Here is a 23,032-nt window from a genome sequence, read left to right as displayed (position 1 = left end):
TTGCCTCATTGTTGATTTTTCGCAAGTCTTTGCAGATTTCGCTTTGGAATCAATCCTCTGCTGAATGAGCGAATCGGAGTGTTGCAGATAAGTCAGCGCTGTCTGCTGCAACATGGTGCCAGGCTTTGTGCCGCGCGCGGAACCACGTGCGCTGGCGCTTGGCATACTGCCGTGAGGCGATGATGGCGGCCTCGCGGGCCTCGGACAGGCTGAGGCTGCCTTGCAGATGGGCGATAAGCTCGGGTGCGCCGATGGCCTTGGATGAGAGGTGATCAGGGTTCCAACGGGGCAGCATGGCGCGCGCCTCATCCAAGGCGCCCTGGTCGAGCATCTGGTCAAAACGCCGCGCGATGCGGTCGTTGAGCCAGTCTTTGGGGGCATCCAGCGTGATGCATGTGGCTGCATGCGCAGACAAAAGCGGTGGTGGTGTCTTGTCTTGCCAAACAGCAAGGCTCTGACCGGTGGCTTGCAGCACTTCCCACGCGCGTTGCACACGCATCCGGTTCTGGGTGTCGATGCGACCTTCGGTTTCTGCATCAAGCGCGGCAAGCAGCGCGGGCAGGGGCAGGGCGTTTCCGGCCTCTCTGACCTCGGGCGGTGTTGGCGGTATTTCGGCCAACCCTTGGGTCAAAGCGTGAAAGTTCAAACCGGTGCCACCCACGATGATCGGCCGCAGGGGGCCGTTCACAAATGGCGCAACGTCACGCAGCCAGTGCCCGACGGAATAATCCGCATCAAAGGGCACATGGCCATAAAGCGCGTGTGGGGCCAGGGCGAGATCATGGTTGTCGGGCCGCGCTGTCAGGATTTGCCAGCCGTCAAAGACCTGCAACGCATCGGCATTGACGATCACACCCCCTTGGGTCTGCGCGATGTGCAAAGCCAGCGCAGATTTGCCCGAGGCAGTCGGCCCCGCGATCAATACAGGCCGATCCGGCAGGATCAGCGGTCTATCTGCCTGTGTTGTCACGTCGTGGCGCGATCTCAAGGGCCGGATCTTAATCCGTGACGGCGAAGATACCCAATTCGAATTCGGGTCCCGTGCTTCCGAAATCGACGTCCGCGATCCCTGCGATGCTGTCGACGGGAGACGTGGGATCGGTGCCATCAGCCAGGAAATAGCCTGTCAGCGCGATATTGGCGTTATAGGCCTCGCCATTTGGCCCTGACAACGCGCCTGTCAGGGTCATATCGGTGAAATGGGGGGAAAAGACGTCAGCGTCGTCCGGGTCTTGCTCGGACACCCGCACGAAACCGCCGTTTCCGATCAGGGTGCCATTGAGGGCTTCATCGTCTTCATAAATGAAATTGCCCGCATAGCCGGTGATCGTGTCGGTGCTGAACGCAACATCCAACTGCAACTGGCCCACCAACAAACGACTGGGGTCATCAGCTGTTGAAACAGTCTCGGTCAGGATAGCGCCCGTGTAGCTGGTTGTGCCGGTTCCTGCGGTGGCGAAGTTATCGGGTTGGGCAATATCATCAGTGGTGATGGGGCCGTCCTCGTCAACCAACGTTTCTGGAAAGGCACTCAGCGCGCCGTAGTCATCGAAACTGTCAAAGGTCGTCGCAAATTCGAATGGATCACTTGGTGCTTCACAGCCGGCAAGGCCAAGGGCTCCGAGGAGAAGAAGACTTGTCTTGGTCACAGTTTTCATTGGGTGTTCCTTTGGACTGGTTGCGGGCGCGGATCAGACTGAAATTCTCTCGCGGAATGAATATGTTGCGAACATAGGATGCAGCCTTTGTGCGGGTCAACGCTTGGCAATGCCTTTTGTCGTGAATGTGGCATTGAAACTACCGTCATTTTCCGACATTTTGCCGTTCAAATAATCAGACATAGGGGCGCGTCATGAGCGGTACTGAGAAAATAGCATATAAACGTGTGATGCTTAAGATCTCGGGTGAGGCGCTGATGGGCGACACATCCTTTGGTCTACATCCGCCAACGGTGCAGCGCGTCGCGCGCGAAGTGCAGTCGGTCCACGACATGGGTGTCGAGATTTGCATGGTGATCGGCGGCGGCAACATCTTTCGCGGGTTGCAAGGCTCGGCCCAAGGCATGGAGCGCACGACAGCCGATTATATGGGCATGTTGGCCACGGTCATGAACGCGCTGGCGATGCAATCGGCATTGGAAGAACTGGGCATCCACACGCGGGTGATCTCGGCTATTACCATGAACGAGGTGGCCGAGCCCTATATCCGCCGCCGCGCCGTGCGCCACCTTGAGAAAAAGCGCGTTTGCATCTTTGCTGCAGGTACGGGCAACCCGTATTTTACCACAGATACCGCTGCAACACTGCGCGCCAGCGAGATGAATTGCGAGGCGATCTTCAAAGGGACCAAGGTGGACGGTGTCTATGACAAAGACCCTGCCAAACATGATGACGCTGTTCGCTATGACAACGTGTCCTATGACGAAGTGCTGCAAAAGCATCTGGGTGTCATGGACGCCAGCGCCATTGCCTTGGCACGCGACAATGATCTGCCGATCATCGTGTTTTCGCTGGATGAACCGGGCGGGTTCAAAGGTATTCTGGCCGGTGAAGGCACCTATACGATTGTCAAAGACTAGGACGCGCCCGCATTCCGGCTGTTGAGCAGCTTTGGTGATTTGCCAACGTAAAAAGGGCAGCTGCACGAAAACTGCACAATAGCGCCAGATTTGCCTGACTATACAAGGCGGTCCCTTTGGCCTAAAACGATCAAAAGCGGGCTGCGCCCGATGAGGAAGAGCAATTAGAATATGTCTGACGATTTTGAACTTGATACCGATGATCTGACCCGCCGCATGGAGGGTGCAATCGCAAACCTGCGTGTTGAACTGGCGTCATTGCGCACCGGACGCGCCTCTGGTTCGATGCTGGAACCTGTAATGGTGGATGCCTACGGGTCAATGACACCGATCAATCAGGTGGGTACCGTCAACGTGCCTGAACCGCGGATGGTAACCATCAATGTCTGGGACAAGGGCCTTGTTGGCAAAGTCGAAAAAGCCATCCGTGAGAGTGGCTTGGGGATCAATCCTCAACTGAACGGCACAATTATTATGCTGCCGATTCCCGAGTTGAACGAGGAACGCCGCCGTGAGTTGACCAAGGTGGCGGGCCAATATGCCGAAAGTGCACGTGTTGCGATCCGCAACCTGCGCCGCGACGGGATGGACCAGATTAAGAAGGCCAAAAGCGACGGCCTGTCCGAGGATGATCAGAAATTCTGGGAAGCGACGGTACAAGAAGTGACCGACCTGCATATTAAGCTGGTCGATGAAACGGTCGAGACGAAACAAGCTGAAATTATGCAGGTCTGACCCACAAGGTTTTTACCAGAAGGGGGCCATATGCCCAAGGACGCAGACGCCAAATCATCCCCCGCCCATGTCGCGATCATCATGGATGGCAACGGGCGTTGGGCACAAAAGCGCGGGCGTCCCCGTCTGTTTGGCCATCATGCGGGTGCACGCAAGGTGCGCGAAATCCTTGAGGCCTGTCCTGATCTTGGGGTCAAGTATCTGACGATATTTGCGTTCTCGACCGAGAACTGGAAACGCACCCAGACCGAAGTTGCCGGCCTGATGAGCCTCTTCCGCCGCTACCTTGAACGTGAAGCGCAGGAGCTTTTTGACAACGGTGTCTGTGTGCGCTTTATCGGTGACCGCGTGCGGCTTGATGACAAGCTGGTGTCGTTGATGGATGATCTGGAACTGCGTACGGCGGGGAATGATCGTGTACATCTGACTGTTGCGCTGAACTACGGGAGCCGCGATGAGGTGACACGGGCCGCCAAGCGGCTTGCCTATGAGATCGAGCAGGGCCGTTTGACCCATGAGGACGTGGATGCCGAAACGCTTGCGCGGTTCCTTGATACGCATGTTCTGCCAGATCCCGATCTGGTGATCCGCACCAGCGGGGAAGCGCGGATTTCGAATTTCCTGCTCTGGCAATCGGCTTATGCCGAATATGAATTTGTTGACACGCTCTGGCCGGATTTCACGGCAGAGGAGTTCGCCCGCGTCCTGCACGACTATGGCAAGCGGGACAGGCGTTTCGGGGCGATCCGAGCCTGCGAATGACGAATGCCGTGCCTCCGCCCGCAAAATGGGATGATCTGACCGTTCGCCTCACTTCAAGTGCGGCGATGGTCGTGATCGGCGCCTTTGGTGTCATACTGGGCGGTGTCTGGTTCCAGATGCTTGTTGTGTTCGTCACAGCGGTCATGGTGTGGGAACTGTGGATGATGATCCGGCCCAGCGAACCGACCAAAGGCATGTTGATGGCGGCCTTGGTTGCCTCGGTGATGTCAGGGCAGTTGGCGGAAGGATCAGCGTGGGGCATGCTCTTGTTTCTGGTGGTTCCACTGATCGGGATCACGCAACTCAAGGCCGAGACCAAGACGTTCTTTTTCTTTGCTTTGGGGATTCAGCTTGCAGGTTGGGGCCTTGTGCATTTCCGGTCGGATTTCGGATTCACGTGGCTGTTGTGGCTGATGTCGGTCGTGATCGTCACCGATATTTTCGGGTATTTTGCAGGTAAATCGCTGGGTGGGCCCAAGTTCTGGCCCCGGATCAGCCCCAAGAAGACGTGGAGCGGGACTGTTGCGGGATGGCTCGGTGCCGGTCTGGTGGGGTGGATCTTTTCGCTTTTCACCAATGCGGGGCTTTTGATTGTCCTGTTTTCGATGCTGCTCAGCTTTGCCGGACAGATGGGCGATATCGCGGAGAGTGCGCTGAAACGCCGGATGGGCGTGAAAGACAGCTCGACACTGATCCCCGGTCATGGCGGGTTGTTTGACCGCTTCGATGCGCTTTTGGGGGCGTCGCTGTTCCTGCTTGTCCTTGCAGTTATCTTTGATGTGCCAGGGGTCGTCTGGTGAGGCGGATTTCGGTTTTCGGCGCGACAGGGTCAATCGGGCAGAATGCGCTTGATCTGGTGGCGCGTGATGTAGATGCCTATGATGTCGTGGCATTGACGGGCGGGCGCAATATTGCGCAGCTTGCAGCGGATGCACGGCATCTGCGCGCCGATCTGGCGGTGACATGTTATCCTGAATGTTACAACGAACTGAAGGACTTGCTGGCCGACACAGATGTCGAGGTCGCGGCGGGACCGGATGCGATTGCGCAAGCCGCGGCGCGGCCCGTTGATTGGGCGCTTTCGGCGATTGTCGGTGCGGCGGGGCTGGTGCCGGGGTTAGAGGCTTTGGCCCACGGCACGACGCTCGCGCTTGCAAACAAGGAATCTCTGGTCACCGCGGGGCCGCTCTTGATGGGCCGCGCCAAGGCGCATGGCGCGACCGTACTACCTGTGGACAGTGAACATTCAGCAGTGTTTCAGGCGCTGGTGGGTGAACATATGGCGGCTGTCGAGCGGGTCATTATCACCGCAAGCGGCGGCGCGTTCCGGGACTGGCCCATCGAAAAACTTGCCACCGCGACACTGGTCGAGGCCTCAAGCCATCCCAACTGGGACATGGGGCAGCGGATTACCATTGATAGCGCGTCAATGTTCAACAAGGCGATGGAGCTGATTGAAACGAAAGAGTTTTTCAAGGTCACGCCCGATATGATCGAGGTGCTGGTGCACCGCGAAAGCCTGATCCACGCGCTGGTGGGCTTTAACGACGGGGCGCTGATGGCCCATGTCGGTCCGCCCGATATGCGCCATGCCATCGGTTATGCGCTGCATTGGCCCGAACGGCGCGCGCTGCCTGTCGAACGGCTTGATCTGGCCAAGATCGGCAGCCTGACATTCGAAGCACCAGATCCGGCACGCTATCCCGCATTGGCCATCGCGACGCGCGTGATGGAGCAGGGTGGTCTGTCCGGTGCGGTCTTCAACGCGGCCAAAGAGCGCGCGCTGGACGGATTTATTGCAGGTGACATAGGATTTCTGGACATGTCAGAGGTCGTTTCGCGCACGCTTGACAAAATGTCATCGGGAAATGGGCTGCAAAATGCGGCAATTACCCTAGATAACGTGCTAGAGACCGACCGACTGGCGCGGATCTATGCCGCCGAAACCTTTAGCCGACTGGGATAAGACCTTTGGACCTGATGCAGTTTGTGCCGATGTTCGGCAACTTCGCTTTTATGATCATCGCCTTCGTCGTGGCGCTGTCGGTGATCGTGGCGATCCATGAATACGGGCATTACATCGTCGGGCGCTGGTGCGGTATCCACGCTGAGGTGTTCTCACTGGGATTTGGTCCGGTGATCTTTCGGCGCGTCGATAAACACGGCACGACATGGCAGATTGCAGCACTGCCTTTGGGCGGTTTCGTAAAATTTCTGGGTGACGCAAATGCGGCCAGTGTGGGCAGCGACGGGCAGGTGTCCGAGGCTGATCTGCGCCGCACCATGCTGGGTGCACCGCTTTGGGCGCGCACCGCAACGGTGGCGGCAGGGCCTGTGTTCAACTTTGTGTTGGCAATTGCGATTTTCGCGGGCTCGATCATGTTTCAGGGCCGTTCCACCGATCCGCTGACGTTTGGCGAAATGCGCCCGTTTCCGCCCAGCTATGCCAGCGATCTGCGTGCGGGCGATCAGGTGCTTTCCGTCGAGGGTGTCATGTTCAATGATCCTGAACGGACGGCGGTGATGTCCGATCTTGTGCCTCTGCGCGAGCGTCTGGACTATACAGTCCTGCGTGACGGGAGCCAGATGACGGTGGAAGGCCCGTATTTCTTCCCTGCGGCGGTGTCGAGCGTCAGCCCACGTTCGGCAGCGGATGATGCCGATATCAAGGTTGACGATGTGATCACGGCAATCAACGGGGACCCGGTTTTTGCATTCTCACAGGTGCAGGCGGTCGTACTGGAGGCAGATGGCGCGCCTTTGGTCTTTACGATCTGGCGGGATGGCGAAACGCTGGAGAAAACAATTGCGCCGCGTCGCGTGGATTTGCCGAACCCTGAGGGTGGGTTTGAGACACGCTGGCTGATCGGGATCAGCGGCACGATCTTCTTTGAGGAAAAGACCGAAAGCGTGGGGCTCTTTACCGCGATCAGTCTTGGTGCGCAGGGACTGTGGGACACAACCACAACATCGCTTTCGGCGATGCAGCACATTCTGTTTGGCAAGATTTCGACGTGTAACCTCTCTGGCCCTGTGGGCATCGCCGAAACAAGTGGTTCCATGGCCGAGCAGGGCGCGCAGAGCTTTATCTGGTTCATCGGTGCGCTGTCCGCCGCGGTGGGCCTGATCAACCTTTTCCCGATCCCTGTGCTGGATGGCGGGCACCTTGTGTTTTATGCCTATGAAGCCGTTACGCGGCGCAAGCCCAGTGATCGTGCGGTCCAAGTCTTTATGTTTGTTGGATTGTCTCTGATCCTCACGCTGATGATGTTCACCATTCTCAACGACACGATCCTCTGCCCGTAAAACAGCCGCTGTTTTTCGTGCAAATCAGTTGCGCTGGCGTTTTGACATCCCCGCATATTGTCGCTACTCAAAACGGTAAGAATAATCTGGGTACGGGCGGTCGTTATGAAGACAAATGTGGGGCGCTTTCTGGCGCAGGGTTTTGCGAAGATGCGATCACTTTGGATGGCGCTTTGTATCGTGGTTTTTGCCTCCGGTGCTGTAAATGCGCAGAGTTTTGCTTTCAGCAGCTTTGAGATCGAGGGCAACTTGCGGGTGGCCGATGGAACGATCCTGACATTTGGTGGTTTAACGCCGGGCGCCGGTATCTCGACGGCCGATCTGAACGCAGCAGGGCAGAACATCCGCGCCTCCGGCCTTTTCGAGAGTGTCGACCTCATCCCGCAGGGAAACCGTCTGTTGATCCGTGTGGTCGAGTATCCGACGATCAATCGCATCAATATCGAGGGAAACAACCGCCTGCGTGACGAGGAACTTCTGTCACTGGTGCAATCCCAACCACGGCGTGTCTTTACGCCAGCTCAGGCCGAAGCCGATACCGCCGCAATCACCGAGGCCTATGCCCGCCGTGGCCGTATCAATGCATCCGTTACCCCGCGCATCATTCCGCAATCCGACAACCGCGTTGATTTGGTGTTCGAGGTGGTCGAGTCAGCCGTGACCGAAATTGAACGGATCTCTTTTCTGGGCAACAGAACCTATTCAGAGGGGCGCTTGCGCCGCGTGCTGGAAACCAAACAGGCGGGTTTTTTCCGGATTTTGGTCGGGCGTGATACCTACTCGCCCGAGCGCCTGGCACAAGATCGCGAAGCATTGACCGATTTCTATCGCTCGCGTGGTTATGTCGACTTTGTTTTGCAGAATATTGACGTGTCGTTGACGCGTGAGCGTGATGCCTTTCTGGTCACATACAATATTCGCGAAGGACAGCAGTTCAGTTTTGGCACGACGTCGCTTTCCAGTGAAATTAGCGGTGTGAATGCGGCTGATTTCGCTGATTTGATCAATGTCCGGTCGGGCGCGACCTACTCGCCTGTGCCGATTGATTCAGACATCGCCCGGATCGAACGCGAAGCTGCAGCGCGTGGGCTCAACTTTGTCACGGTCGAACCGCGTATGTCGCGCAATCCGCGCGATCTGACGATTGATGTGAATTATGTACTGGTGTCGGGTGAACGCGTCTTTATCGAACGCATCGACATTGAAGGGAACGGAACAACGCTCGACCGCGTGATCCGCAACCAGTTCCGTTCGGTCGAGGGCGACCCGCTGAACAGCCGTGAAATTCAGGAAAGTGCGCAACGCATCCGTGCGCTTGGCTTTTTTGCGGATGTCAGTGTCAACACGCGTCCCGGTTCCAGCCCAAGCCAGCGTGTCGTTGACGTGAATGTCACCGAAGGGCCCACAGGGACACTGTCGTTCGGTACCAACTTTAGTACGGACAATGGCGTCAGCCTGTTGGCATCATACCGCCAAAGCAATTTTCAGGGCCGTGGGCAGCGGTTGAACTTTGACTTCTCGACCGCCGAAACCAACCGCAGCTTTGGGTTCGGATTTACCGAACCGCAGCTTTTGGGGCGTGATTTGCGGGGGTCATTTGACCTGAGCTACGGGACCACAGACAACGAAAACGCGCTTTATGATACCGAAACATTGCGGATGTCGCCTGCGATCAGCTTCCCTCTGAGTGAAACGGGGCGTTTGTCTGTTTTCTACGCGCTTGAATATACCGATCTGGCCGATGTTTCAGACGATGCCAGCCCCATTATCCAAGCCGAAGAAGACGCAGGTGGTGTCTGGACCAATGCGATCGGGTATAATTACAGCTATGACAGCCGCCGGACGGGTGTGAACCCGACGACGGGGTATGTTTTGCGCTTCGGTCAGGAATTCGGCTTTGGCGACACCCAGTTCATCAAGACAACCGCCTTTGCCGGTGCTGAAACGGCGATCCTGAACGAGGAAGTCTCTTTGCGTGCGTCAGTGCAGGGTGGCGTTCTGAACTATCAGGAGGGCAGCAGCCGTGTCACAGACCGCTTCTTCCTTGGCAGCCGCCTGATGCGCGGTTTTGAGGCGGGTGGTATCGGTCCGCGCGATGAGAACACTGATGATGCTTTGGGCGGGAACGCTTTCTCTGTTCTGACGCTCGAGGCCGAATTCCCGCTTGGTCTGCCAAGCGAATACGGTGTTACGGGAGGTGCCTTTATCGACTACGGCGCGGTCTGGGATGTGGGTGTCGCAGACGATTCCGCTATTTTGTCAAACGACCCGATTGCGCGGTCCGTTATTGGCTTATCGATCTTCTGGGACACTCCGATTGGCCCGCTGCGGTTCAACTTTACCGAACCGCTTGATGTGCAGGACTTCGACAAGACACGTAACTTTGATGTGACGATCTCGACAAGCTTCTGATGGGTATGCTGCGCGCGATAATTGTTTGGCTGATACTGGTGCTGCCGGCATCAGCCCAGCAATCCTCACCTCCGGTGCTGATTGTGGACAGTGATCGCTTGTTTATCGAAACGCTTTACGGCCAACGGCTGACAGCCGAGTTGGCCGAACAGGCGGCCGCGCTGCAGGCCGAGAATGACCGCATTGTTGAATCGCTGACGCTTGAAGAGCGCAGCCTGACGATCCGCCGCCCCGAAATGACGCCAGAGGCGTTTCGCGCCGAGGCCGAGGCCTTTGACCGCAAGGTGCAGGATGTGCGCCGCGTGCGGGATGCCAAGAACGTCGAATTGCAGGTTGCCACCGCCGAAGCGCGCGCGCGGTTCGAGCAACGTGTGCAGGGGATCGTGGCGAACCTGATGCTCGAACGCGGGGCCATTCTTGTGTTGGAGCAGCGCAATGTGGTCCTGTCCGTGCGCGCGGCGAATATCACCGATGATGCCATCGTGCGGATTGATGCAGAATTGGGCAACGGTGAAGAGTAGCCGATGCTTGCCGCGCTTGTCGCGGCTTGGTAGTCATGTCCAAACGGCGGCCATGGCGCGCCACAAACAATAAGAGGAGCCGCCCCGCATGAGCGAAGCTGTCACCACCGCCGATATCCAGCTGATCCAGAAAATCCTGCCGCATCGCTATCCGTTCCTGCTGGTGGACAAGGTGCATAGCATCAACGGCACCACATCTGCCGTTGGCATCAAGAACGTCACCATGAACGAGCCGCATTTTCAGGGCCATTTTCCCGGCAACCCCATTATGCCCGGCGTGACGATTGTCGAGGCGATGGCACAGACAACCGCCGTGATGGTAGGTGCATCCCTGGGCCTGACCGATGGCAATCTGCTGGTCTATTTCATGGCAATTGATGGGTGCAAATTCCGCCGCAAGGTCGTGCCTGGCGATGTGCTTGAAATGCACGTTGAAACCACACGGGGCAAACCGGGTGGCAAGGTTTGGCGCTTCCGCGGTGTGGCAACGGTAGATGGCGAAATGGCCGCCGAGGCCGAGTTTACCGCAATGATGGATATGCAAGCTTGATGGCAGATATTCACCCCTCTGCTGTGATCGCCGATGGTGCGCAGATCGGCGCGGATTGCGTGATCGGCCCGTTTTGCGTGATCGGTAAGGACGTGGTGCTGGGCGACCGTGTGACGCTCAAAAGCCATGTTGTGGTTGATGGCGACACCCATATTGGCGATGATACGGTGGTGTTTTCTTTCGCCGTGATCGGCGAAATCCCACAGGATTTGAAATTCGATGGCGAAAAGACCCGCCTGCGCATTGGTGCCCGCAACCGTATCCGCGAACATGTCACAATGAACACCGGCACCGCGAACGGCGGGGGCGAGACGCGGGTGGGCGATGACGGCTTGTTTATGGCAGGCTGTCATATCGCCCATGACGCGCAGGTCGGCGACCGTGTGATTGTGGTGAATTCTTCCGCCGTGGCAGGCCACTGCATTATCGAGGATGACGTGATCATCGGCGGTCTGTGTGGGGTGCATCAGCATGTGCGCATCGGGCAGGGCGCGATCATTGGCGCCGTCACGATGGTGACCAAGGACGTGGTGCCGCATGGTCTGGTGCAAGGGCCGCGCGGCGTTCTGGACGGGCTCAACCTTGTGGGGTTGAAGCGCAAGGGCGTGAGCCGTGCCGATATCACTGCACTGCGTGCCGCCTTTCAGATGCTGCGGGACGGTGAAGGCACCTTTCAGGATCGCGCCAACCGGCAGGCCGATGAAAGCGACAGCGCCTATGTGCAACAGATGGTGGCCTTTATTCTGGGCGACACCGATCGCAATTTCCTGACGCCGGGCTGATGCTTGCACTGATTGCCGGAACCGGGGATTTACCGCCCGCGCTTGTGGCGCGCCTGCCAGAGCGGCCCTTGATTTGTGCGCTTGACGGGTTTCGCCCCGCGCTGACACCCGAGATCACGTTTCGCATTGAACACCTAGGTAGTTTTCTGACCACATTGGTAGACCGCGGCGTGACCGAGGTTTGCCTCGCAGGGGCCATCAAACGTCCGGCTATTGATCCTGCGGCCATTGATGTGGCCACCAAACCGTTGGTGCCGCGCATCATGCAGGCGATTGCACAGGGGGATGACGGGGCCCTGCGCGTTGTCATCGCGTTGTTCGAAGAGTCGGGGCTGGTCGTGCGCGCCGCACATGAGATCGCGCCTGATCTGCTCCCGCCCGCAGGCGTGCTGAGCCGCAAGCCCGTGACAATTGATCAAAGACAGGACGCGGTGACCGCAGAACAGACTATCGCCGAGATGGGGCGCGCGGATGTGGGCCAAGCCTGCGTGGTGCGCAATGGCCGTGTGCTGGCGCGCGAAGGGCAAGCGGGAACAGATGCGATGCTCGCGCGGTTCGCCCCCAGCGATGATCCGTTATGGGGTGTGGTTGACGGGCTGGGGGCGGTTCTGGGTGATGCGGCTGAATGGCTGAGCGGGGCAGATGGTGAACCCACCGATGCGCGGGGTGCTTTGTTGTTCAAGGCCCCTAAGCCCGATCAGGACCGCCGCGCGGATTTGCCTGTCATCGGGCCGCACACGGCCAAGGGCGCGGTTGCAGCAGGCCTGAGCGGCATTGTGATCGAACAGGGCGGCGTCATGGTTCTGGAACTGGATGATGTCGTGGCCACGCTTGATGCGGCAGGGCTGTTCTTCTGGGTGCGGCCCAAGGGGGGCGCATGAGAGTTTTTGTAATCGCTGGCGAAGCCTCGGGTGACAAACTGGGCGCGGCCCTGATGGTGGGGCTCAAAACGCTGCGCCCTGAGGTGACATTTGACGGTGTCGGTGGGCCGCTGATGCAGGCCGAGGGGCTGGAAAGCCGCTTTCCCATGGAAGAACTGAGCGTCATGGGGCTTGCCGAAATCCTGCCGAAATATCGCGCGCTCAAGGCGCGAATCCGGCAGATGGCCGAAGCGATCATCGCGACGAAACCCGATGTGCTGATTACCATCGACAGCCCTGATTTCTGCCTGCGCGTCGCGCGTCTGGTGAAGGCGGGCAGCGACATTCGCACCGTGCATTATGTTGCCCCGACGGTCTGGGCATGGCGGCCGAAGCGTGCGGAAAAGATGGCGCGGCATATTGATCATGTCCTGGCCCTGTTCCCCTTTGAGCCACCCTTGATGCAGGCCGCGGGCATGGACTGCGATTTTGTGGGACATCCTGTGGTCGCAGACCCCGTGGCCACCGATGCAGAGGCGACGTCATTGGGTTCGGGGACCGTCGTGCTGGTCCTGCCGGGCAGTCGCAAAGGCGAGGTCGGGCGATTGGCTGAGCGGTTTGGCAAGGCGGTTGCCAAAATCGCAGCGTGCGTGCCTGATGCGCGCTTCGTGATCCCGACAACGCGCGGTGTGCATGATCTTGTGCAGGCGCAGGTCAAACACTGGGCCACGCCCGTGACGGTCCTGCCGCCGGAATCACCGGATAAGGCCGCGTGGTTCAAGCGTGCCGATGTGGCGCTTGCGGCCTCTGGCACAGTGTCACTGGAACTGGCAGCAAGCGGCACGCCTATGGTGATTGCCTATGACATGGCGTGGCTGAGCCGGATCATCATCAGCCGGATGTTGTTGGTGGATACGGTGACCTTGGTGAATTTGGTCAGCGACACCCGTGTCGTGCCGGAATTCATCGGCGAGGCCTGTCAGCCCGGACCGATTGCCGATGCGGTGTTGGCGGTACTGGCTGATCCGCAGGCCCAACAGGCCGCAATGGCGCTGACCATGGAACGGCTGGGGCAGGGTGGTGAGGCCCCCGGCCTACGCGCGGCGAAGGCGGTGTTGGAGCGGCTTGACCAGGCGGCCATCAAGGATCAGTAGCCCCAGCGCCAGGATCGCAAAGCCGATATAGGCGCGCAGCGGCAGGGCCTCTCCCAGTACGATCGCGCCCAAAACGATAGCGACCGGCGCGACCAGCAGCGTGACCAGCATCGCGTTGCCACTGCCTGCCAGCGCCAGCACGCGGTAGTAGAGGATATATGCGATGGCTGTCGCGACCACGGCGTAATAGGTGATTGCGGCCCATGTTTGGGGCTGGAGGCTCAGCGTGATGGGCCCTTCGATGATCCATGCGGCGGGCAGCGTGATCAGGCTTGCGCCGGTCAACATGCCGGCGGCGGCGACCTGCGGCTTGAGGTGCCCCAGCGTTTTGCGCGCCCAGACGCCCGCCAGCGCATAGCTGATTGTACCACCGATCACGGCCAGTTGGCCAAGTGAGCGGATGTCAAAGTCCTTGAAGGCGTTCAGGCCAATGGCAGTCGAGACCCCCAGAAACCCGATGCCCACGCCAATCGCCTTGCGGGCGGTCATCCGCTCGTCGGCCAAAAAAAGCGCGGCGGCGGTGACGCCGAAAATCGCGGTCGCTGCGTTGAGGATCGAGGTCAGGCCGGTTTCGATGTGCAACTGCCCCCATGCCATCAGGCTGAAGGGGATGACGTTGTTCAAAAGGCCCATGACAAGAAACGCACCCCACACGCGCCGGTCTGTCGGCAGGGGCAAACGGCGGATCAGGACATAGGCCCACAGGATCAGCATCGCCCATCCGGTCCGATGTGCAACCGAGGTAAGCGGCCCGATTTCTTCCAAGGCCACATGGACCGATAGAAAAGACCCGCCCCAAATGAACGCAAGGATCATAAGCCCTGCCCAGGCTTGCGGAGAGATGGTTTTCTGTACTGGTGCCATGGCGCTGACATGCGCCCTTTGACGGGGCCTGTGCAACCCGTTTCCTGCGCAAGCCAATGAAAAAGCCCCGCCGGTGAGGGCGGGGCTTTTGATGTGTCTGTTACAGTTGCTTAGAAGCTGTAGCCTACGGTGAGACCAAAAGCGATTGCAGTATTGTCTTCGAACTCAACGCCTGAGCCATCTGTCGCATCACCAAGCAAAGCGTATTCAATACCACTTGTAATTTTAATTTGGTCGATTGCATAGCTACCGCCAAACCCAAAGCTGGTGGAACCATCAGTTGGCGCGAGGCGGGATGCTTCACCGCCATTGCTCTCTTCGAAGGTGACGCGTCCAAACACCGAAAGCTCGTCATTCAAACGGCGACCAAGACCCAACTTGTAGGTAAATACGTCATCGTCAATGCCGGTTACCCTGTCATTCGTTGCCCCTTCGTAGAGTGCGGGGCGGACTTCCCAAACTGACCATTCTGCCCAGCGCACCGAGCCGAAAAGGAGCGTATCAGCGGCGATCCCTGTTTGGAAATCCAGTGCAACGGTTTGCGGAAGTTCGATATCTGTGGTGCTATCAAGCTCTGATGCCCCAACAAATGCTTCGCTGGTTTCGAATTCATGCGTCATGCCGCTCTCGTAGGTGAGTGACACGCGAAGCGCAATTTCAGGCATTTCGTAGGCTGCGCCGACGACGTAACCAAATTGTGTGTCAGCCTCTGTCTCAGCGGTGTACGGAACGGCACCCGTCAAAGCCGCAGGAATACCGATTGTTGCTTCGGACTGGACCGCGCGAAGACCGCCATAGACCGACACAGCATTGGATGCTTGATACTTTGCAATGGCAGCGACTTGCGTGCTTTTCCACTCTGCGTTCAATCCTGTATAGGGTCCCGCCGTATAATCCGCGTTGGCACCAAATGGCTGGTTGATGAACAGAGCCAGGTCAAGCTGATCCGTGACCCCATATTTCACCGCTGCACCGAAAGACAGATAACTTTCGGCCATGTTGTCTGTCGAGCCGCCGCCAAGTCCAACCGGGTAGTCCCCGGAGACGTCAGGATTTACTGTCGAAAAAGACAACTGCGCATAGTTGCCGTCCTCGAAGAGCACGGAATATGCGTTTCCGGACCTGTCAATTCCCCCCGCCGAAGCAATACTTGTTGAAAGCAGCAGCGCCGCCCCTGCCGTCATTACGTTTTTCATGTCCTCATCCCTGTCATGAATAAAATATGTGCAGATCACCCTAGGGAGTGCCTAAGCTTTACGTCAATTATTGACGCCACGTCATTTATTGCGACACGCCGTAGCGTCACATATCTGTGACAATCGTCTTCAGCTTTGGCCTTTGGAAGGATGCGCGCCTAGGCCTTTGCAGGCCGCATCGCGTTGGTAATGTTGAGATAATTTGCCCCGAAAATAAGCGCGGCACCAACAAACACCCACACCTCCAGCGGTTCGTTGTAAAGGACCATCCCCACGATCGCGATGGTTGGCAGGCGCACGAAATCAATAGGCATCACGATGCTTGCCGGCGCGATGCTCAGCGCTTTGGTCAGGCAGAAATGCGCCAAAAGCCCGGCACAACCGATCAGCACCACCCAAGGCAGCGCTGTCAGCGACGGCAGCGCGATATCGCCGTCGTATCCCGCGCAGATCAGGCCAAAGACGGCCTGCATGGTTGTGAGATAGAAAAGGATTGTCGTGATGGTTTCGGTCTGGGTCAATTTGCGGGTATATATCGCGGTCAGCGCAAAGAAGACGGCACAACTGGCGGCGGCCATCAGGCCCCAGCTGAGGTTCGCAGGGTCGGGGCGGGCGACAATCAGGATGCCGATGAACCCGATCAAGGCGCTCAGCAGGCCAATTGCAGTGACCTGTTCGCGCAGGATCAGCGGTGACAGAAGGATCACCCAAATCGGCGTGGTGAATTCCAGCGCAAAGACCTGTGCCAGCGGAATCACGGTGATGGCATAGAACCACAGGTTCTGGCCGGTAAAATGGAACAGGTTCCGTGTGGCATGCAGGCCAAGCCGGTTGCGCCCGATCTGCGATATGGTCCCTGTCGCAATGCCGACGCTGACCACAATCGCGATCCCTGTCAGGCTGCGGAACAGCATGATCTCGAACGTATCAAGCTCTGTGCTGACGGTACGTCCAGCGACAGCCATCAGAGTAAAGGATGATATGGCGCCAATCATCCAGAAGGCTGCTTTTGCGACGGTGTTCATGCCAGCAGTTGTGCCTTTGTTTTGTGATTTGGCAAGCCCTGTCGGATCGTGTTTGGTTGAGAACAGCAATTACGGGGTTTGAAATGGTGAAATGGATCATTGCGGCGGTGTTTCTGGGACAGGCGGCAGGCGCAGACCCTGTGGCGCAGGTCGAAGCCGCCGCAAATGCCGCGTTTGATCGCATGCCGGTGGTGCAGCAGGTTGATCGGATTGCGGGCCTTTGCGGGGCTGACGAAAGCGTCAATGCGGTTGTGGCCTATTGCACGTCTACCAACCGGATACTGCTGGCGCGTCATGCGGCGGCCGCGCCCCAGACGCCGTACATGCTGGCCCATGTCTATGGTCACGCGGTGCAGGTGCAGCACGGTGTTGCTGATTTTGCATTACGCCAGATCCGTCAACGCCGCACGGAAGAGGCGATGTTGCGCGGGTTGGTCACGCGGCAGGTGGAATGTATCGCAGGTTTTCTGCTGGCACGGGCCGGTGTGCCGCCGTTTGACCTGGACACTGCGTTCGCGCAAGAGCCGTTCACTGACAGCCATTGGGGGCGTGATCCGCTTCGAATTGGCCCCGAGGTGAGCATCGGGGTGGCCGCGCGCGCGCAATGGCTGGCGATTGGACAGCGGGGCGATCTGTCGGCCTGCGGGCCGGGTGAGTTTACCGCTGAATTGCTGATTGACGCTCTGAACCGCTAAACCCGGATCGCAAAGATATTCCCGTCCATCTGCATTGCATCCGTTATTGCGCGGCCGTCCGGATGCCACAGCGCAAAGCCATGATCCACAAGGATTTCGAATATCTCAGTCTGATGACATGAGACTTCGATCATGAGACTGCGCACATGCTGCAGCACCTTTACCGCCCCGACCAATACGGCTAGTTCCGCACCCTCGGCGTCGATCTTGATCAAATCGGGCCAGACATTGTGGGTTGTTGCATAGGCATCAAGTGTCGTGGTGTTCACCCGCCGCTGCCGGAGTTTCAGCACGCTGCGCTGTGTTGCGGCGTTTCCGGTCCCATTGGCAAATTCGGGGCTGAGCGAATTCATAAAGCCACCCAAATTTTCTTCATAAAACAGCGCCTTGCCGATTTTGTCACTGACAGCGGCATTCACATGAATACACTGCGTGCAGCGTGCAATATTGCGGCGCAGGAAGTGCTGGTTCTGCTCTCCGGGTTCGAACACATGCACCTGACCGCGGTAGCCGACCTTTTTGGCAAAAAACTGGGCAAAATAGCCGATATGCCCGCCGACTTCGAAGATGGTATCGCCGCGCCGGATCAGTGCCGCAAGCCGCTGCATGGTGTCGCGTTCACGGTGACGGCCGTAAAACCAATAGCCTTTATGGGCATAGCTGCGCAGGTGGAATGGCAAGCCCGAAAAAGGATTGGTCATGGTGATCGCGCGATCGCATTTGCGCAGCACGGGCAGCGCGAGCGATCGCAAAATCCGGTTTGCGGCAATCCCTTCGCGGAGAGGGCGGAATGTCGGGCGGGTCAGATTAGGTTGCACGGGTCTAACTCATCAAGTTGCGGTCCAGATGAGCTTTGTGTGGAACACTTAATAGTTGGTTAATCTAGGGTATTATGCACGCATAGCGCGATAAGCAAAGCGGAATATAAAAATGAAGAATGTGATATAACTCTCTGTAATTAATAAATAAATGCAATTTTGCACAGCTTATTCTAGACAGCCCCGTTGCGCAAATGCAACGAAACAATCTACGCGCTGCATTCCCACTGTTTCCACATAAGGCTATATGCCTTTTCGCATCAGTGCCTGACAGGCTGCTATTCCCACTCGATCGTCCCGGGGGGTTTGCTGGTGATGTCATAGGTCACGCGGTTGATCCCCTGCACCTCGTTGATGATCCGCGTCGCGGTCTCACCAAGGAATTCATGGCTGAACGGATAGTAATCCGCGGTCATCCCATCCACCGACGTCACCGCACGCAGCGCACAGGCAAAATCATAGGTGCGTCCGTCGCCCATCACGCCGACGGTCCGCACTGGCAGGATCGCAACAAAGGCCTGCCAGATTTCATCATAAAGCCCGTGGCGGCGGATTTGGTCGATATAGACGGCATCAGCCTTGCGCAAAATCTCAAGCTTTTCGCGGGTAATCTCACCGGGGCAGCGGATGGCAAGGCCCGGGCCGGGGAACGGATGGCGCCCGATAAAGGATTTCGGCAGGCCCAGTTCCACGCCAAGGGCGCGCACCTCGTCCTTGAACAGTTCGCGCAGCGGTTCAACGAGTTTCAGGCCCATCTTCTCGGGCAGGCCACCGACATTGTGGTGCGATTTGATCGTCACGGATGGACCGCCGGAAAAGCTCACACTTTCAATGACATCTGGGTAAAGCGTGCCTTGCGCAAGGAAGGCCGCACCCTCAATCCCGTTGGCGTATTTCTGGAACACGTCGATGAACAGCCGCCCGATGATCTTGCGTTTCGTTTCAGGGTCGCTGACGCCGTCCAGCTCGCCCAGGAACAATTCGGATTCGTCGGCGTGGATCACGTTAAGGTTCATATGGTCGCGGAACATGCCCACGACCTCTTCGGCCTCGTTCAGCCGCAGAAGACCGTGATCAACGAACACACAGGTCAATTGATCGCCGATGGCTTCGTGTAGCAGGGCCGCGGCAACAGAAGAGTCAACGCCGCCCGACAGTGCGCAGATCACATGGGCGTCGCCCACCTGTTCCTTAATCGCCGCGATTGCCTGTTCGCGGTAGGCGCCCATTGTCCAGTCACCGCTGAAGCCCGCGATCCGGACAAAATTTTCATAGAGCTTCGCACCGTTCGGCGTGTGGTGCACCTCGGGGTGGAATTGCACCGCGTAGAAGTTCCGCGCAACATCTGCGGTGATCGCAAAAGGCGCGTTGGGCGAGGTGCCGTAAACCGAAAAACCCGGAGCGATTTCAGAGACATGGTCGCCATGGCTCATCCAGACCTGTTCCTTGTCAGTCATGAACCAGCCATCAAGAAGCGCCAGTTTCCCTTCCGGTTTCACATAGGCGCGGCCGAACTCGGCGGTGCCATGCCCGCTGGTCACTTTGCCGCCCAGTTGCGTCATCATCGTTTGCTGGCCATAGCAGATGCCCAGCACAGGAACGCCCATTGTGAACACCGATTTCGGGGCACGGGGCGAGCCTTCGCGGGTCACGCTATCGGGACCCCCTGAAAGGATCACGGCCTTGGGCGCGAAGTCGGCCAGAAAGCTATCGGTGACGTTCTGATAGGGGTGAATTTCGCAATAGACGTTCAATTCACGCAGGCGACGCGCAATCAGCTGCGTCACCTGGCTGCCGAAATCAATGATGAGAAGGCGTTCGTGGGTGCTGTTTTCCATGGCGCTTCGGTAATGGCAGGGCCGGATTTGTGCAAGGGGCTGATGCGTTCCGCGCGCCACAAAAACCCGAAAATGTGTTATGATAGGGGCATTGTTTTGAGGAGTTTGAACGATGCAGATATTCGAGCACACATTGGCGCGTGTTGCCGTCTGGAACCTTGCGGGCTTTGGCGGCATTGATCAGGCCCGCATGAAACGGCAGGCCGAGGGGCTGGCTTTGCTGGATGCCGAGCTTGTGACCTTGGTGGAGGTCAATCCTGTCAGCTATATCACTGACCTCGCCGCCGAGATTGGCACCTACGGTTTGCACTACGATACCACGATCCTGCCGCAGCCGGGGGGGCTGCATATCGGCTTTCTTCACAAAAAAGGGGTTGAGGTCAAAAATCCCCGACTGGTGCCCGGATCGGAGGGGGCCTACGCCAATGGCCGCCGCGCAATCGCGGTTGACGTGAAGATGGGTAAATTTTCGGCGCATCTGCTTGGCGTGCATCTGAAATCCGGCCGCGACAGGCCGGAACAACAGCTGCGCGACACGCAATGTGTGGCGATTGGCGATTACCTGACGGCCCTGCGCAATACCCCGGGTTATAAGCGTAAAACCTTATTACTGATGGGTGATTTCAACATGATCCCCGGTCAGGATGTGAGCAACTTCCACCATTTGGGCGGTGACGACCTGATGGACTTCGTCTCAAGCTGGGATCTGCAGGACAGGTTCAGCCATATTCTGGATAAGGGCCGTGCGAACCTTCTGGATGGGTTTGCCGTGTCGCGCACCTATGCGACGGACTATGTGCGTGGGTCTTTGCGTTTGTTTCCAATGCATTGGACCATGGATATGGGGCGCGAACGGTTCAAGGACGACGTGTCGGATCACTTGCCCTTTGTCGCCAGTTTTCGGGTCTACTGATCGCGCATGTCGTTTTCGCACCTCAGGGGCCGCAAATTTGGTAAGGGCGTTCCCCGCGGCGTTGTATGAAGCACCAACTTCAGAGCGAACCCACGGGGAAAGAACATGTCGGACGCACCAGCAACAGCAGGCAGACGCGCACGGGGCGGAGGCGGGGCTGCCCGTCGCGCCGAGCGGACGGCTGTGAGCATTGAGACAGCGAAGTATATCCAACGCAACATCCCCAATTACGAGGTTCTGAGCGAAGAGGCGCTGGACGTAATCGAAGCCAACGCCGAAACCGTTCTGGCAGAAATCGGCATAAATTTCGTGGACAACCCCGAGGGTCTGGCGCGCTGGAAAGCAGCTGGTGCCCAAGTCGACGGTGAGCGTGTCCGCATTCCGCGTGGTCTGGCCCGCAAGCTTTGCGCGACGGCCCCGTCGGAATACACCCAGCACGCCCGCAACCCCGCACGTAATGTTGTGGTTGGCGGCAAGAACCTTGTGCTGGCACCGGTTTATGGTCCGCCATTCGTGCGCGATGTCGATGGCGGACGCCGCTATGCGACGATGGCGGATTTCGAAAAATTCGTAAAGCTGGGCTATATGTCGAAATGGTTGCACCATTCCGGCGGGACGGTCTGTGAGCCGACCGATGTGCCGGTCAACAAGCGCCACCTCGATATGTTGCTCGCGCATATGATCTATAGTGACAAACCTTTCATGGGGTCGGTGACCGAACCCAGCCGCGCGCAAGACAGTATCGAAATGTGCGAGATTCTTTTCGGCAAGGAGTTTGTCCAAGAAAACACGGTGATGACGTCGCTGATCAACATCAACTCGCCGTTGACCTTCGACAGCATCATGATGGGCGCGCTCGAGGTGTTCGCCGCCAACAACCAGGCCTCAATCATCAGCCCCTTCATCGTTGGCGGCGCGATGGCGCCTGTGTCGGTGGCCGGTACGCTGACGCAGGTCTTGGCCGAAGTGATGGCAGGCGTGGCCTATAGCCAGATCATTCGTCCCGGATCGCCGGTGATCATGGGGACATTCGTGACCTCGATCGACATGAACTCGGGCGCGCCCACTTTCGGCACACCCGAGGCCAGCCATATCACCTATGGTGCAGGGCAGTTGGCGCGGCGTCTGGGCCTGCCTTACCGTTCTGCAGGTGCGTTCTGCGGATCGAAGCTGCCTGATGCGCAGGCCGCCTATGAGAGCGCCAACAGCCTGAACATGGGCCTTTTGTCGGGTGTGAATTTCATGCTGCACAGCTGTGGCTGGCTCGAAGGCGGGCTTGTGGCATCTTTCGAGAAATTCGTCATGGATGCCGATCAACTGGGTGCCTTGCACCATTTTGCCCGTGGCGTGGACATGTCCGAAAACGGGCAAGCCATGGGCGCGATTGCCGAGGTGGGGCCGGGCGGGCATTATCTTGGCTGCGAGCACACGCAGGCCAATTTCAAATCGGCCTTCTGGCGCTCGGACCTGTTTGATTACAAACCGTTCGAGACCTGGGACGAAGAGGGCGCGCGCGATACACAAATCCTGGCCAAGGCGCGGGTTGCCAAGATGTTGGACACCTATCAGCAGCCCTCCCTTGATCCCGAGATCGAAGCGCGCCTGCGGGCCTATGTGGCCGAAAAGAAGGCCAGCATGCCGGATGCATTCACGTAACTGAGTGAAGGGCGGTGGCGCGCAACAGATGCGCCTCGCCCAGAATCGCGATCAGCACTTCCACATGGCGCGCGGGCCGATAGCTTGCGGCGTGGTCTTTGCGCTGCGCGTCTATTTCCGCCTCGACATCCAGTAATTGCATCAGCGCGGGGCCTGAGCGGGGCAGGCTGTCCCGCCCGAGAATCCGGCGCAGGTGCACATCGCGGCGGTAGTCATCCACCCCAAAGCGGGCCGCGCGCGCCAAGAGCGCGGGGCGTTTGAGCGCGGCAATTCGTGTGTGAAGATCAAGCATCTGTCAACGTCCTGTTACATGGATATGAGTCCGCTCAACATGACACAACCTATGCGGGTGTTGCGGAAACACCAT

At 58.1% G+C, this 23,032-nt stretch carries 23 protein-coding genes; 15 read left to right on the top strand and 8 right to left on the bottom strand.

Translation table 11 applies throughout. From position 1 onward, the window contains the following. Positions 1-49: 49 nt before the first annotated feature. Together miaA and B0B09_RS04345 are read right to left on the bottom strand one after the other, a co-directional pair. A complete protein-coding gene (miaA, locus tag B0B09_RS04350; protein ID WP_076659789.1) occupies positions 50-970 on the bottom strand; it encodes a tRNA (adenosine(37)-N6)-dimethylallyltransferase MiaA in 921 nt (306 codons plus the stop codon). A 28-nt stretch (positions 971-998) separates the two neighbouring features. Then, positions 999-1,658 (bottom strand): hypothetical protein, encoded by a 660-nt coding sequence (locus B0B09_RS04345; protein WP_076658514.1) that lies wholly within the window; start codon positions 1,656-1,658, stop codon positions 999-1,001. A gap of 194 nt (positions 1,659-1,852) precedes the next feature. On the opposite strand from B0B09_RS04345, the gene pyrH reads away from it, so the two are divergent. The 12 genes from pyrH (at position 1,853) to lpxB (ending at position 13,660) form a co-directional block, all read left to right on the top strand. Beyond that, the gene (pyrH, locus tag B0B09_RS04340) at positions 1,853-2,578 is read left to right on the top strand and encodes a UMP kinase (protein ID WP_076658513.1); all 726 of its coding nucleotides are present in this window, start codon (positions 1,853-1,855) and stop codon (positions 2,576-2,578) included. A gap of 171 nt (positions 2,579-2,749) precedes the next feature. Next, positions 2,750-3,313, top strand: coding sequence for a ribosome recycling factor (gene frr / locus B0B09_RS04335; protein ID WP_055292895.1), 564 nt, complete (start codon positions 2,750-2,752; stop codon positions 3,311-3,313). 30 nt (positions 3,314-3,343) lie between these two features. Then, entirely contained in the window at positions 3,344-4,075 is a 732-nt protein-coding gene (uppS, locus tag B0B09_RS04330; protein WP_055292894.1) for an undecaprenyl pyrophosphate synthase, read from the top strand. Continuing rightward, the gene (locus B0B09_RS04325) at positions 4,072-4,875 is read left to right on the top strand and encodes a phosphatidate cytidylyltransferase (RefSeq protein WP_076658512.1); all 804 of its coding nucleotides are present in this window, start codon (positions 4,072-4,074) and stop codon (positions 4,873-4,875) included. The genes uppS and B0B09_RS04325 overlap by 4 nt, the downstream gene beginning before the upstream one ends. Further along, positions 4,872-6,041: a 1-deoxy-D-xylulose-5-phosphate reductoisomerase gene (gene dxr, locus B0B09_RS04320; RefSeq protein WP_076658511.1), complete on the top strand. Its 1,170-nt coding sequence runs from the start codon at positions 4,872-4,874 to the stop codon at positions 6,039-6,041. The genes B0B09_RS04325 and dxr overlap by 4 nt, the downstream gene beginning before the upstream one ends. Before the next feature lie 5 nt (positions 6,042-6,046). Continuing rightward, entirely contained in the window at positions 6,047-7,381 is a 1,335-nt protein-coding gene (rseP, locus tag B0B09_RS04315) for an RIP metalloprotease RseP (protein ID WP_076658510.1), read from the top strand. A gap of 105 nt (positions 7,382-7,486) precedes the next feature. Beyond that, a complete protein-coding gene (gene bamA / locus B0B09_RS04310) occupies positions 7,487-9,793 on the top strand; it encodes an outer membrane protein assembly factor BamA (protein ID WP_076658509.1) in 2,307 nt (768 codons plus the stop codon). Positions 9,794-9,798: 5 nt separating this feature from the next. Beyond that, entirely contained in the window at positions 9,799-10,314 is a 516-nt protein-coding gene (locus tag B0B09_RS04305; protein ID WP_242654339.1) for an OmpH/Skp family outer membrane protein, read from the top strand. 88 nt (positions 10,315-10,402) lie between these two features. Further along, complete coding sequence (gene fabZ / locus B0B09_RS04300) at positions 10,403-10,864, top strand: 3-hydroxyacyl-ACP dehydratase FabZ (RefSeq protein ID WP_055685836.1); 462 nt, start codon at positions 10,403-10,405, stop codon at positions 10,862-10,864. Continuing rightward, complete coding sequence (gene lpxA, locus B0B09_RS04295) at positions 10,864-11,646, top strand: acyl-ACP--UDP-N-acetylglucosamine O-acyltransferase (protein WP_076658508.1); 783 nt, start codon at positions 10,864-10,866, stop codon at positions 11,644-11,646. The genes fabZ and lpxA overlap by 1 nt, the downstream gene beginning before the upstream one ends. After that, complete coding sequence (locus B0B09_RS04290; RefSeq protein ID WP_076658507.1) at positions 11,646-12,527, top strand: LpxI family protein; 882 nt, start codon at positions 11,646-11,648, stop codon at positions 12,525-12,527. The genes lpxA and B0B09_RS04290 overlap by 1 nt, the downstream gene beginning before the upstream one ends. Continuing rightward, a complete protein-coding gene (gene lpxB, locus B0B09_RS04285) occupies positions 12,524-13,660 on the top strand; it encodes a lipid-A-disaccharide synthase (protein WP_076658506.1) in 1,137 nt (378 codons plus the stop codon). Before B0B09_RS04290 ends, lpxB begins: the two co-directional genes overlap by 4 nt. Here lpxB and B0B09_RS04280 read toward each other — a convergent pair. From B0B09_RS04280 to B0B09_RS04270, 3 genes are all read right to left on the bottom strand, one after another. Then, on the bottom strand, positions 13,601-14,524 hold the full coding sequence (locus B0B09_RS04280) for a DMT family transporter (protein ID WP_076658505.1): 924 nt from the start codon (positions 14,522-14,524) through the stop codon (positions 13,601-13,603). The genes lpxB and B0B09_RS04280 overlap by 60 nt on opposite strands. A 110-nt stretch (positions 14,525-14,634) precedes the next feature. After that, complete coding sequence (locus tag B0B09_RS04275; protein WP_076658504.1) at positions 14,635-15,720, bottom strand: OmpP1/FadL family transporter; 1,086 nt, start codon at positions 15,718-15,720, stop codon at positions 14,635-14,637. A gap of 158 nt (positions 15,721-15,878) precedes the next feature. After that, positions 15,879-16,745 (bottom strand): DMT family transporter, encoded by an 867-nt coding sequence (locus tag B0B09_RS04270; RefSeq protein ID WP_076659788.1) that lies wholly within the window; start codon positions 16,743-16,745, stop codon positions 15,879-15,881. 83 nt (positions 16,746-16,828) lie between these two features. On the opposite strand from B0B09_RS04270, the gene B0B09_RS04265 reads away from it, so the two are divergent. Next, entirely contained in the window at positions 16,829-17,440 is a 612-nt protein-coding gene (locus B0B09_RS04265) for a hypothetical protein (protein WP_076658503.1), read from the top strand. Here B0B09_RS04265 and B0B09_RS04260 read toward each other — a convergent pair. Both B0B09_RS04260 and guaA read right to left on the bottom strand, forming a co-directional pair. Next, positions 17,437-18,258, bottom strand: a complete 822-nt coding sequence (locus B0B09_RS04260; RefSeq protein ID WP_076658502.1) for an FkbM family methyltransferase — start codon at positions 18,256-18,258, stop codon at positions 17,437-17,439. The two genes, B0B09_RS04265 and B0B09_RS04260, sit on opposite strands and share 4 nt — an antisense overlap. Before the next feature lie 278 nt (positions 18,259-18,536). Beyond that, positions 18,537-20,096 (bottom strand): glutamine-hydrolyzing GMP synthase, encoded by a 1,560-nt coding sequence (gene guaA, locus B0B09_RS04255; RefSeq protein ID WP_076658501.1) that lies wholly within the window; start codon positions 20,094-20,096, stop codon positions 18,537-18,539. Positions 20,097-20,208: 112 nt separating this feature from the next. Here guaA and B0B09_RS04250 point away from each other — a divergent pair, with 112 nt between their 5' ends. Continuing rightward, positions 20,209-21,009, top strand: a complete 801-nt coding sequence (locus B0B09_RS04250; protein ID WP_076658500.1) for an endonuclease/exonuclease/phosphatase family protein — start codon at positions 20,209-20,211, stop codon at positions 21,007-21,009. 105 nt (positions 21,010-21,114) lie between these two features. Further along, positions 21,115-22,665 (top strand): trimethylamine methyltransferase family protein, encoded by a 1,551-nt coding sequence (locus tag B0B09_RS04245; protein WP_076658499.1) that lies wholly within the window; start codon positions 21,115-21,117, stop codon positions 22,663-22,665. Here the strand turns inward: B0B09_RS04245 and B0B09_RS04240 are convergent. Then, the gene (locus B0B09_RS04240) at positions 22,658-22,957 is read right to left on the bottom strand and encodes a DUF6477 family protein (protein ID WP_076658498.1); all 300 of its coding nucleotides are present in this window, start codon (positions 22,955-22,957) and stop codon (positions 22,658-22,660) included. The genes B0B09_RS04245 and B0B09_RS04240 overlap by 8 nt on opposite strands. Between the last annotated feature and the right edge of the window lie 75 nt (positions 22,958-23,032).

Source organism: Yoonia rosea (genome assembly GCF_900156505.1).
In the GTDB taxonomy this organism is placed as follows: Bacteria; Pseudomonadota; Alphaproteobacteria; order Rhodobacterales; family Rhodobacteraceae; genus Yoonia; species Yoonia rosea.
This window is presented reverse-complemented; position numbering and strand designations above follow the sequence as displayed.